Origin of the sequence: Halomonas sp. JS92-SW72 (genome assembly GCF_003547075.1) — a bacterium.
Taxonomy (GTDB): Bacteria; Pseudomonadota; Gammaproteobacteria; order Pseudomonadales; family Halomonadaceae; genus Halomonas; species Halomonas alkalicola.
In genome coordinates this window covers 3,140,367-3,153,690 of the sequence record NZ_CP032147.1, presented here as the reverse complement: position 1 = coordinate 3,153,690, position 13,324 = coordinate 3,140,367, and the positions used below count along the sequence as shown (strand labels likewise).

Below are 13,324 nucleotides of genomic sequence, written 5' to 3'. Positions count from 1 at the left end.
CTTAAAAGCGTGCTACCAGAAACCACGCCGCCAATAGCGGCATGGCGAAACAGAGAAAAGGGCCGTTCCAGCGATAGCCGATCCGCAGCGACGAAACGCCCGTGAACCTGGAAAGAATCAGCATCGAGACGGTCATGGGGGATGACATGAGCGCCAGCGTCCACCCCACCAGAAGCGAGACCGCCAGAATGGGCGGCGACAGTCCCTCGATGCCCAGCGTCGGCAGGATGCCTGCCAGCAGGGTGACGCTGACGATGGGATTGATGCCAACCTGGGCCAGCACGGCCACCAGCAGCATGGCGATCACCGCCGTGCCGGCCCCCAGCGATGAGAGGAAGCCGAGACTCCCGGCCAGGGCCGAACCATCCACCAGCCCCACACAGAGGTGGCCCAGATAACCTGCCGCCCCCAGCACCACGATCTCATTGGACGCCGGTGACACCAGCCTGGGCAGCCCGCGGTGCAGGGCAATGGTGGCCGCCGGCATTCCCGCCCTGCCATGGCCACGGAACTGCCAGCAGAGCCAAAGGAAAGCCCCCAGGGGCGCCCCCAACAGCACGGCGATGGGCAACCGAAGATCGAGCCCCCAGGAGAGAGAGAAGATCAACGCCACCAGCGAGAGCAGCAACAGGGAGAAACGCCCCAGGGGCCTCAGCGAGGGAACCGCATGCTCCCTGGTCGGCCGCATTCGCGGGCCGGTGACTCGATCGACCCCCCAGCCGGCCAGGAACAGCAGCAGCGCCGCACCCAGGGCGTAGGGCGCCAGCTCGAGCCAGCGCAGGCCCTGCATGCTCGAGAGCACAACCGCCATGCCGATGCCCATGGGCGACACCAGTGGCGCCAGAGAAAAACCGCGCAGCAGTGCCAGCATCATGCGCCGCTGCCGTGCCTTCTGGACCCACAGGCGCCCCTGAGCGGCCGCCAGGGTGTTGCTCTTCTCTATCATGGCGGCCACGAGATTCAACACGCCGATGTTGAGAATGATGCCGAACAGCGCCGAGCCCAGCGACAGGATCGGATAACGTCGACTGGGTGGCTGAAGCAGCATGGCATGCCCGCAGCGCTTCACTAGCCTGGAACGACAGGCAGGTAGTCGAAGCAGGCCCAGCGCCACCAGAAAGGTCGCGAAGAAGGCGAAGCGTCCGGCCGCCTCACGCAGCAGCGCCAAGGGGTCGGAGTGATGCCACAGCGCTACCAGACTCAGCAGGGCCACAGCGCTCAGCAGGGTAAGGGCCATGGCTGAGAGCCCACGCAGAGTGAGCAGATAGCCTCCCAGTGCCACCATGGCCAACCACTGGGACTGGGCGCTGACGAATACCAGGTCTGCCAGGGTCGCCAGCGTCACTACCAGCAGTAGGGAAGCCCTCAGGCGATCCCGGCTCACTGGCTCTCTCACACCTCGACCTCGCTTCCCCGACGCCGACGAAAGGAGCCTTCCCCCATCGCCACGAGGTTGCCTTGGCTGTCGAATACCTTACCGCTGGCCATGAAGGTGCTGCGCCCTCCCCCTTCCAGCCGACCCACGGCGCGAAGCGTCGCTCCCCTGGCCGGCGCAACGAAGGTAGTGGAGAGCGACAGCGTCATCGCCTTGCGCAGCTGGTCCGGCGCCTCGCAGTGCAGGCCTGAAAAGCTCAAGGCCACATCCAGCAAGGTACATAGAACACCACCGTGCACGATCCCGCTGCGGTTGAGATGATGGGGCTCTACTGTCAGCTCGAGCACCACCTGATCAGGCTCCCAGTCGACGACGCGAACGCCCAGCAGCTCCTGAAAGCCCACCATCCGCCACGACAACGGCAAGGCATCACTCATGACAGGTCCTTCCCTTGTGCCAGGTCGCGCAGCCGCCCCTTGAGGATCTTGCCGCTGGCCGTCGCCGGCAGAGTTTCCACCATGACGATCTGCGAGGGCCGCTTGTAGGGCGCCAGCCGCTCGCCAATGAAGGCCCTGAGCGCCGACTCCTCGAGATCCGCGCCGGGCTCGCACTGAACAAAGGCCACCACCTCCTCGTTGCCCGATACCTGACGCCCCACCACGGCCGAGAGCGTCACATCAGGATGTTCGTTGATCACCGCCTCCACATCGGGTGGGTAGATGTTGAACCCGGAGCGGATGATGAGCTCCTTGCTGCGCCCCACGATATAGAGCTGGTCATCTTCGTCGATGCGTGCAATGTCGCCGGTGTTGAGCCAGCCATCCTGGCTGAGGCAGGCTTGCGTTGCCTCGGGCTGACGAAAATAACCTTTCATCACATTGGGCCCCCGCACCCAGAGCTCACCCACCTCGTCACCGTCATCGGCGTTATCGCCGCTGGCACCCAGGGGCTCCAGGCGATACTCGAGCAGCGGCAGCACACGTCCCACGGTATTGCTGACGTGGCGATCGTCGATCCGGGTCTGGCTGATGGTCGGACTGGCCTCGGTCAACCCGTAGCCGTTGTGCAGGGTCAAGCCGAAAGCGGTCTCCACTCTCCCCTTGATGTCGGCATCCAGAGGCGAGCCGCCTGCAGAGATATAGATCAGCGCGGGGATTTCCAGGGCCTGTCCCTGCCGGCGCACAAACTCCAGGGTTCGCGCGTACATGGCCGGAACGCCCTGCAGGACGGTGATGCGCTCCCGCTTCAGGGCGTCCAGCAGCATCGCCGCATCGAAGCGCGGCACCGTATAGAGGCAGGCACCGTTGTAGAGCGATCCCATGCACACCGAGGAGAGACCGAAGACATGGGACATCGGCAGCACCCCATAGACGCGCTGCCCCTCACTGAGATGGCGCATGCCACCCGAGATGGAAGCGATATAGAGGATGCCACGATGGGTCAGCATGACGCCCTTGGGGGTGCCGGTGGTCCCTGAGGTGTAGATCATCGCCGCGACCTGCTCGGCACCACTGGCCGCGACCGGTTCCGGATCGCTGTCGGCCAGCCTCCCTACCCGCAGCGCGCCCAGGCTGGGATGCACCAGGGGCTCGGCACCGTGCCGACAGCCGTGCGCGTCCGCATCGGGGGACGCCTCGCTGGTGTAGAAGATGCGCCGCGGCAGACAATTATCGCGGATCAGGTCGATTTCCTTGGCCGTCAGGCGCGAGTTGACGATCGCCACCCAGGCATCGAGTTCGCTGGCGGCCAGCAGCAGTACCACGAGGGCACGACTGTTCTCTCCGACCGTCATCAGACGGTCGCCCGGACGAATCCCCAGCGAGGCCAGCCATTCCCGGGCCTCGAGGATCTCGCGCCCAAGATCGGCATAGCGCCAGCGGACCTCGCCATCTACCAGTGCCGGCTGATCGGGAATGCGCCTGGCATTGTCGAGCACCCGGGTACTCAGGCGTTCTGGAAGCTCCGCCACCAGCTCACTGGCCAGGCGTCCGAAGATAGATTCGTCGGGCGCCCGGTGTGTCACGGAAAGGGCCATCAGGACGCCTCCCGTACCATATTGCGGGCGATCACGATCTGCTGGATCTGGGTGGTGCCCTCGTAGATACGGAACAGCCGCACGTCGCGGTAGAAACGCTCGACGGCGTACTCCGCCATGTAACCTGCCCCGCCGTGGATCTGAACCGCACGATCGGCAACACGGCCAACCATCTCGGCACAGAACAGCTTGGCGCACGAGGCCAGGGTCGACACGTCCTCGCCGTCATCCTTGCGGCGCGCGGCATCGAGGACCATGGTGCGGCCGGCATAGGCTTCGGTCTTGCTGTCGGCGAGCATCGCCTGGATCAGTTGATGCCCGGATAGAGGCGTCCCGAACTGCTGGCGGTCCATGGCATAGCGGAGCGATTCCTCGACCAGCCGCTCGGCGACACCGACACAGACAGCGGAAATATGCAGGCGACCTCGGTCGAGCACCTTCATCGCTGTCTTGAAGCCCTGTCCCTCGCGCCCGCCGATGATGTTCTCGGCCGGCACCCGGCAGTTGTTGAAGATGATGTCGCAGGTATGGGCGCCCTTCTGCCCCATCTTGTTGTCGGCAGGCCCACGCTCGAGACCGGGAGTGTCGCCCTCGACGATAAAGGCCGAAATGCCACCGGCACCTTTGTTATCGGGATCCGTTCTTGCCATCACGGTGAACAGGTCCGCCTCGGGACCGTTGGTGATGTAGCGCTTGGTGCCGTTGAGGATGTAGTGATCGCCGTCGCGTACCGCCGTGGTACGCAGGCTGGCCGCGTCGGAACCGACGTCAGGCTCGGTGAGGCAGAATGAGCTCAGGATCTCGCCGGTGGCCAGCGGCGGCACATAGCGCTCTTTCTGCTCCGGCGTGCCATCGATCAGGATGCCCTGGGCGCCGATGCCGTTGTTGGTGCCGAACACCGAGCGAAACGCCGGAGAGGTCTTGCCGATCTCCATGGCCACCAGCGCCTCTTCCTCCATGGTCAAGCCGAGGCCGCCGTACTCTTCGGGGATCGACAGGCCGAACAGCCCCATCTCCTTCATCTCCGCGAGCAATTCGGGGGGGACGGCATCGTCCTCGGCCAGGCGTGCCTCGTTGGGAATCAGTCGTTCGCGCACGAAACGAGAAATGGTATCGAGAAGCTGATTCAGGAGTTCCGGATCGCGAATCATGGCGTGTCCTCACAGGTCGAGTGGCAGGCAGGTCCCCAGGGGGCGGCAGCGTCAGGAGCACTGGTTCTGCATTGTGGAATTGTCGTTCGCATCTGTTGTCAGGCACTTTTGCATAGCCTAGGATGGGAGTCAATAAACGGAATGCAGTTCCGCTTTGCGGAATAAAGTCAGCACCCTGGCCCGACACAGATTCGAGAGGAGAACCCCGCCATGTCGAACGCTCCGCCCCTGGAAGCCACTTCAGCCCTCCCCTTCCGTCGCCTGGGCATCGTCGGCACCGGCGCCATGGGCCGCGGCATCGCCCAACTGGCCGCCCAGGCCGGGCTCGAGGTAAGCCTCCATGATGCCCGCGCAGGCGCGGTGGAAGAGGCAAGGAGCTTCATTACCGACGTCTGGACACGCGGGGTGACGAAGGGGCGCCTGAACGAGAAGGACCTGGCCTGCTACCGAGACCGACTGCACGAAGCCGCCGATCTGAGAGACCTGGCGGGCTGCGACATCGTGGTGGAAGCCATCGTCGAGAACCTCGAGGTCAAGCAGGAACTCTTCACGCACCTGGAAGCCATTCTGGATGACCAGGCCATTCTCGCCACCAACACCTCGTCGCTATCGGTGACGGCCATCGCCTCCGCCTGCCGTCTGCCGCAACGAGTCATCGGCTTTCACTTTTTCAACCCCGTGCCGCTGATGAAGATTGTGGAGGTCATTCCTGGCCTGCGCACCACGGCCGATGTCGCCGATCGTGTCGAGGCGCTGGGACAGGCCATGGGCCACTTCACCGCTCGCGCCACCGATACACCAGGCTTCCTGGTCAATCACGCCGGTCGCGCCTATGGGACCGAAGCGCTAAGACTGCTCAGCGAAGGTGTCGCCGACCACACCACCATCGACCGCCTGCTTGTCGATCAGGGCGGCTTTCGCATGGGCCCCTTCAGCCTGCTCGACCTGACCGGCCTCGATGTCTCCCACGCGGTGATGGAGTCCATCTATCACCAGTACTACGAGGAGCCGCGCTTCCGCCCATCACCGATTACCCGTCAGCGCCTCACCGCTGGCCTGCTCGGCCGCAAGAGCGGCGAGGGCTTCTATCGCTATGAGGATGGCCAGCCGGTAGTGGCGGCGGAACCGGCTCCGCCGGCAGCTGATCCCCTACCCGTATGGATAAGCCCCGAAGACCCCGAGGCCGCCCGGGCACTCTCGGCGCTCGTATCCGCTGCCGGCTGGCCGCTGGATCGGGGCGAGCGGCCAACCGGAGAGTCGCTCTGCCTGATCACTCCGCTGGGCGAAGACACCACCACGGCGGCCCTTCGCCAGGGACTCGAGGCCCACCGCTGCGTGGCCGTCGACATGCTGGCAGGCCTCGACCGACGCCGCAGCCTGATGACCACCCCGGGCACCGGGACCCGCTATCGGGATGCCGCCTGGGCCCTGCTCGGCGACGATGGCACGCCGGTAAGTCCTCTCAACGACAGCAACGGCTTCGTGCTCCAGCGTGTCGTCGCCTGCATCGTCAACGTCGGCGCCGAGATCGCCCAGCAGGGCGTGGCTGAGCCCACCACCCTCGACCGCGCAGTGGAACTGGGGCTGGGCTATCCCCGGGGCCCGCTGGCCATGGGTGACCACTACGGCAGCCAGCGCATCCTCACGATCCTCGACAACGTGTTCGCCGCCACCCGCGACCCCCGCTACCGCCCCAGCCCCTGGCTGCGCCGACGCGCCGCCCTGGGACTGCCACTGACCACCACGGCCCAACCGATCTGACAGGAGTTTTCCCATGCACGACGCCTTCATCTACGACGGAGTTCGTACTCCATTCGGTCGCCACGGCGGCAGCCTCTCCGCTGTGCGCCCCGATGAACTGTTGGGCAGGACTCTGAGAGCCCTAGTCGAGCGCAACGGTTTCGCCCCCGAAGACTACGAGGAGGTGCTGGCTGGCTGCACCAACCAGGCTGGTGAGGATTCGCGAAACGTAGCCCGCCACGGCGCTCTCCTGGCCGGCCTGCCGGTCGAGGTCGCCGGCCAGACCGTCAACCGCCTTTGCGGAAGCGGCCTGGCCGCGGTGATGGATGCCGCCCGGGCAATCCGCGCCGGCGAGGGGCAGCTGTTCCTGGCCGGCGGCGTGGAGTCCATGTCCCGGGCTCCTTATGTACTGGGGAAGGCGGACTCCCCCTTCGCCCGCAACCAGCCGCTCTACGACACGGTGATCGGCTCGCGCTTCCCCAACCCCTGGATCGCCCAGGCCTATGGCAGCCACAGCATGCCGGAGACTGCCGACAACGTGGCCCACGACCTGGGACTGGGACGCGCCGAGAGTGATGCCTTCGCGGCACGCTCCCAGGCACGCTACGGCGACGCTCAGGCCCGCGGTTTCTATGACGAGGAGATCCTCGGTATCGAGGTACTCCAGGGTCGCAAGCAGCCCCCTGTGCTGGTCGACCGGGACGAGCACCCGCGACCTGGGACCGATGCCGACAAGCTCGGTCGACTGTCGCCTCTGTTCGAGGGCGGCGTGGTCACCGCCGGCAACGCCTCGGGCCTCAATGATGGCGCCGCCGCCCTGATCGTCGGCAGCCGGCAGGCAGGCGATACGGCAGGCGTCAGGCCAAGGGCGCGTATCCTGGCCGGTGCCGTGGCGGGCGTGGCGCCCCGCATCATGGGGCTTGGGCCGGTGCCTGCCTCCCGGAAGGCCCTTGAGCGAGCCGGGCTGAGTCTGGATCAGATGGACGTGATCGAGATCAATGAAGCCTTCGCGGTGCAGGTCCTGGGCTGCATCAAGCAGCTCGGGCTCTCGGCCGACGACAGTCGCCTGAACATCAACGGCGGCGCCATCGCCATAGGCCATCCCCTGGGCGCCTCAGGGGCACGTCTGGCACTGACTGCCCTGCGCCAACTGGAGGCCTCGGGTGGTCGCTACGCCTTGGTCACCATGTGCATCGGCGTCGGTCAGGGCATCGCCTGCGTGATCGAGCGCCTGGAGGGCTGAGGCCCGAAGAAGCCTGGCATTCCCTTCCCCGGCCAAGACGCCGCCGAGCTTGAGAGTCGGCGGCGTCTTGGCGAGGTGGCAACCATGGAGCTCATCAAGACCCCAACGCTTCGAAGCACGGGCGTTTACTCGATGTCATCGAGGAGTTCGTGGTCGCAGGGGGCTGTTATGCGATACTAGATTCCGAAATAGCCTACTCAACTCTGGACGGCAACCAATGAGACAGACGCCCTCCCATGAAGGCGAGCATGAGCAAGCCGGCAAGGACCGCAACTTCGTGACGGCTCTGGCCCGTGGCCTGGAGCTGCTTCGCGCCTTCGGCGCAGGAGAGGAGTACTTGGGAAACGCCGAGCTCTCCAACCGAACCGGAATCCCGCGCCCCTCAGTATCTCGGCTCACATACACTTTGACGCAGCTTGGCTACCTGCAGCACAACCCCGGCATTGAGAAGTATCGGCTTGGAGCTGGAGTGCTGGCGCTCGGCTATCGCTACCTCGCGAACATGGGCATACGCGACCTGGCCCGACCACACCTGCAGCGTCTCGCCGACGCCACCGACTGCAGCGTCAGTCTGGGCACCGCCGACCGTACCTCCATGATGTACCTTGAGAGCTGCCATGGTACCGGGCCGCTGATCATCCGGCTGGGAGTCGGCTCGCGGCTTCCCATGGCGACTTCGGCAATCGGCCGTGCCTGGCTCTGTGGCGTTTCCGCCGAGCGACGTCAGCAGCTCATGGGGGAGCTCAGAGAGATCCACAAAGGTGACTGGGCCCGGATCGAAGCCGGCATTGAAAAGAGCCTGGCCGAATACAGGGAGTACGGTTTTTGCCTCTCTGAGGGAGATTGGCAACCGGAAATCAGCGCCGTGGCACTTCCGCTTGTACTGGAAGGTGGCGCAGAGGTGATGGCACTAAACTGTGGTGGACACAGCATGAAGTTGACCCACGATAAGCTCGTGGAGAGCCTGGGACCACGACTCAAGACAGTTGCACAAGATATCATCAACCTCTTGGAGCCGACCCGATAATACTCATGGAAGACCCCCCCATGCTCGAGAAGGAGTCTCCGCACCATGGCCTCGACCGACGCCTCGCCCGGCCGACTCCGCGTGGAGGCCGGCCGGCTGCTGATCAGCGGTGACTGGACCCTCACGCACCACCGCGAGCTGCGAGAGCAGGTGCTCGCCCACCGCCGTGACGCGGCCCCCGATGCCACCCTGGACCTCTCCGGCCTCGCCGCCCTGGACACCGCCGGGGCCCGCCTGCTGGTGGAGCTGGTCGGTGCCGATCGCGTGGCCGAGGTGTCGCGCTGGGCACCTGACCTGCCCAAGGCGCGCCAGGCGCTGCTCGAGACCGTGGCCAAGGTACTGCGCGAGCCGCTGGAGCCGGAGGCGCCTCGCCGGGCGCCGCTGGCCGACTGGCTGGTCGACATCGGCGAGCGCATCACCGCCCTATGGCACCAGCAGCGCCTGCTGCTCGGCTTCATCGGCCTGACCCTCACCACCCTGCTGGCCTGCCTGGTGCGCCCCTGGCGCTGGCGGGTCACCGCGCTGGTGGCCCATGTCCATCAGACCGGCCTCAATGCCGTGCCCATCGTCGCCCTGCTCACCTTCCTGGTGGGGGCCGTGGTGGCCTTCCTGGGCGCCACCGTGCTGCGCGATTTCGGCGCCACCATCTTCACCGTCAACCTGGTGGCCTTCGCCTTCCTGCGCGAGTTCGGGGTGCTGCTGGCCGCCATCCTGCTGGCCGGCCGCACCGCCAGCGCCTTCACCGCCCAGATCGGCGCCATGAAGGCCAACGAGGAGATCGACGCCATCCGCGCCATCGGCCTCGACCCCATGGAGCTGCTGGTGCTGCCGCGGCTGCTGGCGATGATGGTGATCCTGCCGATCCTCACCTTCATCGGCATGCTGTGCGGCATCCTCGGCGGCGCCCTGGTGTGCATCTTCATGCTCGATATCTCCGCCACCCAGTTCCTCACCATCCTGCAGCGCGACATCCCGCTCAACCACTTCCTGGTGGGGCTGGGCAAGGCGCCGGTGTTCGCCTTCCTGATCGCGGTGATCGGCTGCCTCGAAGGCTTCAAGGTCAGCGGCAGCGCCCAGTCGGTGGGCGAGCACACCACCTCCAGCGTGGTGCAGTCGATCTTCATGGTGATCCTGCTCGACGCCGTGGCCGCGCTCTTCTTCATGGAGATGGGCTGGTGAGCGGCGCCAACGACACGGTCATCCGGGTGCGGGGGCTGGCGAACCGCTTCGGCAGCCACGTGGTCCACGAGGAGCTGGACCTCGACATCCGCCGCGGCGAGATCCTCGGCGTGGTGGGCGGCTCCGGTACCGGCAAGTCGGTGCTGCTCAGGAGCATCGTGGGGCTCAAGCGCCCCGACGCCGGGCGCGTCGAGCTGTTCGGCGAGGACCTCTCTGCCCTGCCCGCCCGCCGGCGCTCCGAGATGGAGCGGCGCTTCGGCGTGCTCTTCCAGCGCGGCGCGCTCTTCTCGTCGCTCAACCTCCAGGAGAACGTGGCACTGCCGCTGATCGAGCATGCCGGCCTCGGCCGGCGCGACGCCGAGGACCTGGCACGCATGAAACTGGCCCTGGCCGGGCTGCCGCCGAATGCCGCCTTCAAGATGCCCGCGGAGCTCTCCGGCGGCATGATCAAGCGCGCGGCGCTGGCGCGGGCACTGGCGCTGGACCCGGAAGTGCTCTTCCTGGACGAGCCCACAGCCGGCCTCGACCCCATCGGCGCCGCCGACTTCGACCGCCTGATCATGACCCTGCGCGACGCCCTGGGCCTCAGCGTCTTCCTGGTCACCCACGACCTGGACACCCTCTACACCGCCTGCGACCGGGTCGCCGTGCTCTCCCGACGCCGCGTGCTGGTGGCCGACCGCCTGGCGGTGGTGGAAGCCAGCGACGACGCCTGGATCCGCGACTACTTCCACGGCCCACGCGGCCGTGCCGCCGCCCGGGCCGCCACTTCCCACCCGCCGACAACCTCCGGGGAGAACACCTGATGGAAACCCGCGCTCACCACCTGGTGATCGGCCTGTTCACCGTCATCGCCCTCGTCGCCGCCCTGGGCTTCGCCCTGTGGCTCGGCAAGTCCGCCACGGACCGCGAGGTGACCTACTACGAGGTCGGCTTCGACCGCCCCGTGGGCGGGCTGGATACCGGCAACGCCGTGCTGTTCAGCGGCATACGCGTCGGCGACGTGGCCGACCTGCGCCTGGACCCGGATGATCCGCGCCTGGTGCGGGCCCTGGTCCGCATCGATGCCGACATCCCGGTGCGCGAGGACACCCGCGCGAGCCTGGTGCTCGCCAACATCACCGGCAGCATGAACATCCAGCTGCAGGGGGGAAGCCCGGAGCGGGAGCGCCTGCGCGGCAGCCGCGAGAGTCCACCGCTAATCCTGGCCGAGCCCTCGCCGCTGAGCTCGCTGCTGGCCGACGGCGAGACCCTAGTGGGGGGGCTCAACCAGCTGCTGATCAACGCCAACCGCCTGCTCGCCGAGGAGAACACCGACCGGGTCGAGCAGATCCTGATCAACCTGGAGCAGCTCAGCGAGGAGCTGGCCGCCCGCAGCGGCGAGCTCGGGGCGGTGGTCGACATCGCCGACCGGCTGGGCGAGGAGGCCACTTCCCTGCTGCGGTCGCTGGCCGGCCTGAGCCAGAGCGCCGAGACCCTGGTCGAGGGGGACGGCCGCCAGGCCCTGGAGAGCGCCGGCCAGGCCATGGGCAGCCTGCAGGGCATGGCCCGCCGCCTGGAGGAGCTGCTCGGCAGCAACGAGGAGGCCCTGGGCCGCGGCATGCAGGGGCTGGGCGACCTCGGCCCGACCATCCGCGAGCTGCGCGGCACCCTGGACACCCTGGGGCGCATCACCCGCCGCCTGGAGGAGAACCCGGCCGACTTCCTGCTGGGCCGTGAACCGATCGAGGAGTTTTCACCGTGAGACGCCTGGCCCTGCTGCTGCTGGCAAGTACCCTCACCGCCTGCACCCTGCTGCCGGAGAGCGAGCCGCCCAGCCTTCACCTGCTGCCCGCCACCCCGCTTGCCCCCGCCCAGAGCGCCCCCCTGGAGGCACGCCTGCGGGTGGAGACCCCCCAGGCATCGGCGCTGCTCTCCGGGGCGCGCATCCTGGTGATGCCGGAGCCCAACCGCCTGCAGGCCTACGCCGGTGCCCGCTGGAGCGACCGCACCCCGCTGCTGCTGCGCGACCGCCTGGTGGAGGGGCTGCGCGACCGCGGCCGTCTGCAGGTTCAAGACGACAACAGCCCGCTGGGCGCCGATGTCGCCATGGTCAGCGACCTGCGCGCCTTTCACAGCGTCTATCCGCCGGCAGAGGCGCAAGGCTCGCCGGTGGCGGTGATCCGCCTCGACGCCAGCCTGGTGGACGAGAGCCAGCGACGGCTGCTGGCCGAGCGGCGCTTCGAGGTGCGCGAGCCCAGCGAGGGGATCGCCGTGGCCCAGGTGGTGGAGGCCTTCGGCCGCGCCGCCGACGAGCTGGCCCGGGCCATCGCCGAATGGAGCGAGGAGGTCATGGCGACGCGCTGACGCCCGCCGGCCAAATGCCGCCATTCCCGCAGGATGCCGCCGATTATTCAGATCGGCGATGTTCGGCTATGATGTCGGCAAACGATGGCTTGGATAAGAACGGATTGGTTAAGAACGGCTTGAATAAGCACAAGGACGCAGGCGGCATGGACACGACTCCCCCTCGGCAAAACCTCGGCATCAGCGCCTACCGCTGGCTCAAGCAGGACATCATCCGCGGGGTGTTCCGGCCCGGCGAGAAGCTGCTGATGAGCCGGCTCAAGGAGCGCTACGACCTGGGCGTCGGCCCGCTGCGCGAGGCGCTCTCCCAACTGGTGGCCGAACGCCTGGTGGTGGCGATCAGCCAGCGCGGCTACCGGGTGGCCCCCATGTCCCTGCCCGAGCTCGAGGACCTATACGACGCCCGCGCCCAGCTCGAGGGGCTGGTGCTGCGGCTGGCCATCGAGCGTGGCGACGACGCCTGGGAGGCAGAGATCCTGGCCACCGCCCACACCCTCGCCAAGGTGATGGAGGTCAACTCCCCCGACGAACTGCTCGACGTCTGGGACGCCCGCCACAAGGCCTTCCATACCGCCATCGCCAGCGGCTGTCGCTCGCCCCACCTGCTGCAGGTGCGCGAGAGCCTGTTTGACCAGGTGGAGCGTTACCGCCACCTGTGGCTGCGCGAGACGGTCTTCTCGGAGCAGGCGCTCGAGCGCAAGCGCCAGGAGCACGCCGCCCTGGTGGAGGTGATTCTCGCCCGGGACGTGGAGCGTGCCAGCGAGATGATGCGCGAGCACCTGATGACCCCGGTGCCGATCATCACCCAGGTCATGAAGCGCCAGGCCTAGGTCGCCCCCCCACTGCTCCGCCCTCAGCCGGCCAGCTTGAGCCCGACCAGGCCGGCCAGGATCAGCACCAGGCTGAGCAGGCGCAGCGGCGAGGCGCTGTCGCCGTAGATCAGGATGCCCAGCAGCACGGTGCCCACCGCGCCGATGCCGACCCACACCGCATAGGCGGTGCCCACCGGCAGCACCTTCATCGCCTGGGCCAGCAAGTAGAAGCTGGCCACCATGGCCAGCACGGTCAACACGCTCGGCAGCGGCCGGGTGAATCCGGCAGAGGCCTTCAGCCCCAGCGCCCAGGCGACTTCCAGCAGGCCGGCCACGGCCACGAGAATCCACGCCATCTCGATGATGTCCTTTCCGGGCGAGGCCGTCCCCGCAGCGCAGGCGCGCACCGGGTCGTC

At 67.1% G+C, this 13,324-nt stretch carries 13 protein-coding genes; 8 read left to right on the top strand and 5 right to left on the bottom strand.

Annotation, left to right across the window (positions count from 1 at the left end; translation table 11 throughout):
* Position 1: 1 nt before the first annotated feature.
* The 4 genes from D1793_RS14785 to D1793_RS14770 are packed head-to-tail and all read right to left on the bottom strand — an operon-like array spanning position 2 to position 4,561.
* Complete coding sequence (locus D1793_RS14785) at positions 2 to 1,396, bottom strand: hypothetical protein (protein ID WP_240407683.1); 1,395 nt, start codon at positions 1,394 to 1,396, stop codon at positions 2 to 4.
* Positions 1,393 to 1,812: a PaaI family thioesterase gene (locus tag D1793_RS14780; protein ID WP_119022832.1), complete on the bottom strand. Its 420-nt coding sequence runs from the start codon at positions 1,810 to 1,812 to the stop codon at positions 1,393 to 1,395. Before D1793_RS14780 ends, D1793_RS14785 begins: the two co-directional genes overlap by 4 nt.
* Positions 1,809 to 3,410: an AMP-binding protein gene (locus tag D1793_RS14775; protein ID WP_119022831.1), complete on the bottom strand. Its 1,602-nt coding sequence runs from the start codon at positions 3,408 to 3,410 to the stop codon at positions 1,809 to 1,811. The genes D1793_RS14780 and D1793_RS14775 overlap by 4 nt, the downstream gene beginning before the upstream one ends.
* Entirely contained in the window at positions 3,410 to 4,561 is a 1,152-nt protein-coding gene (locus tag D1793_RS14770) for an acyl-CoA dehydrogenase family protein (protein ID WP_119022829.1), read from the bottom strand. Before D1793_RS14770 ends, D1793_RS14775 begins: the two co-directional genes overlap by 1 nt.
* 210 nt (positions 4,562 to 4,771) lie before the next feature.
* Here D1793_RS14770 and D1793_RS14765 point away from each other — a divergent pair, with 210 nt between their 5' ends.
* The 8 genes from D1793_RS14765 (at position 4,772) to csiR (ending at position 12,926) form a co-directional block, all read left to right on the top strand.
* Complete coding sequence (locus D1793_RS14765; protein ID WP_119022828.1) at positions 4,772 to 6,322, top strand: 3-hydroxyacyl-CoA dehydrogenase; 1,551 nt, start codon at positions 4,772 to 4,774, stop codon at positions 6,320 to 6,322.
* Positions 6,323 to 6,335: 13 nt separating this feature from the next.
* Positions 6,336 to 7,544: a 3-oxoadipyl-CoA thiolase gene (locus D1793_RS14760; protein WP_119022827.1), complete on the top strand. Its 1,209-nt coding sequence runs from the start codon at positions 6,336 to 6,338 to the stop codon at positions 7,542 to 7,544.
* Between the two features lie 217 nt (positions 7,545 to 7,761).
* Positions 7,762 to 8,571, top strand: coding sequence for an IclR family transcriptional regulator (locus D1793_RS14755; RefSeq protein WP_119022826.1), 810 nt, complete (start codon positions 7,762 to 7,764; stop codon positions 8,569 to 8,571).
* Positions 8,572 to 8,616: 45 nt separating this feature from the next.
* Positions 8,617 to 9,750, top strand: coding sequence for an MlaE family lipid ABC transporter permease subunit (locus tag D1793_RS14750; protein WP_119022825.1), 1,134 nt, complete (start codon positions 8,617 to 8,619; stop codon positions 9,748 to 9,750).
* Complete coding sequence (locus D1793_RS14745; RefSeq protein ID WP_119022824.1) at positions 9,747 to 10,556, top strand: ATP-binding cassette domain-containing protein; 810 nt, start codon at positions 9,747 to 9,749, stop codon at positions 10,554 to 10,556. The genes D1793_RS14750 and D1793_RS14745 overlap by 4 nt, the downstream gene beginning before the upstream one ends.
* Positions 10,556 to 11,494, top strand: coding sequence for an MlaD family protein (locus D1793_RS14740; protein WP_119022823.1), 939 nt, complete (start codon positions 10,556 to 10,558; stop codon positions 11,492 to 11,494). Before D1793_RS14745 ends, D1793_RS14740 begins: the two co-directional genes overlap by 1 nt.
* A complete protein-coding gene (locus D1793_RS14735; protein ID WP_119022822.1) occupies positions 11,491 to 12,096 on the top strand; it encodes an ABC-type transport auxiliary lipoprotein family protein in 606 nt (201 codons plus the stop codon). The genes D1793_RS14740 and D1793_RS14735 overlap by 4 nt, the downstream gene beginning before the upstream one ends.
* 146 nt (positions 12,097 to 12,242) lie before the next feature.
* Positions 12,243 to 12,926, top strand: a complete 684-nt coding sequence (gene csiR, locus D1793_RS14730; RefSeq protein WP_119022821.1) for a DNA-binding transcriptional regulator CsiR — start codon at positions 12,243 to 12,245, stop codon at positions 12,924 to 12,926.
* Between the two features lie 23 nt (positions 12,927 to 12,949).
* On the opposite strand, the gene sugE is transcribed toward csiR, so the two are convergent.
* Positions 12,950 to 13,264 carry a quaternary ammonium compound efflux SMR transporter SugE gene (sugE, locus tag D1793_RS14725; protein ID WP_162899980.1) on the bottom strand — a complete coding sequence of 105 codons (315 nt, stop codon included), beginning with the start codon at positions 13,262 to 13,264 and terminating at the stop codon, positions 12,950 to 12,952.
* Between the last annotated feature and the right edge of the window lie 60 nt (positions 13,265 to 13,324).

Bases quoted from the DNA above. Each gene is read 5' to 3' on its own strand.
- D1793_RS14780 (WP_119022832.1), bottom strand. From the start codon at position 1,812: ATGAGTGATGCCTTGCCGTTGTCGTGGCGGATGGTGGGCTTTCAGGAG.
- D1793_RS14775 (WP_119022831.1), bottom strand. From the start codon at position 3,410: ATGGCCCTTTCCGTGACACACCGGGCGCCCGACGAATCTATCTTCGGA.
- D1793_RS14770 (WP_119022829.1), bottom strand. From the start codon at position 4,561: ATGATTCGCGATCCGGAACTCCTGAATCAGCTTCTCGATACCATTTCT.
- D1793_RS14765 (WP_119022828.1), top strand. From the start codon at position 4,772: ATGTCGAACGCTCCGCCCCTGGAAGCCACTTCAGCCCTCCCCTTCCGT.
- D1793_RS14760 (WP_119022827.1), top strand. From the start codon at position 6,336: ATGCACGACGCCTTCATCTACGACGGAGTTCGTACTCCATTCGGTCGC.
- D1793_RS14755 (WP_119022826.1), top strand. From the start codon at position 7,762: ATGAGACAGACGCCCTCCCATGAAGGCGAGCATGAGCAAGCCGGCAAG.
- D1793_RS14750 (WP_119022825.1), top strand. From the start codon at position 8,617: ATGGCCTCGACCGACGCCTCGCCCGGCCGACTCCGCGTGGAGGCCGGC.
- D1793_RS14740 (WP_119022823.1), top strand. From the start codon at position 10,556: ATGGAAACCCGCGCTCACCACCTGGTGATCGGCCTGTTCACCGTCATC.
- csiR (WP_119022821.1), top strand. From the start codon at position 12,243: ATGGACACGACTCCCCCTCGGCAAAACCTCGGCATCAGCGCCTACCGC.
- sugE (WP_162899980.1), bottom strand. From the start codon at position 13,264: ATGGCGTGGATTCTCGTGGCCGTGGCCGGCCTGCTGGAAGTCGCCTGG.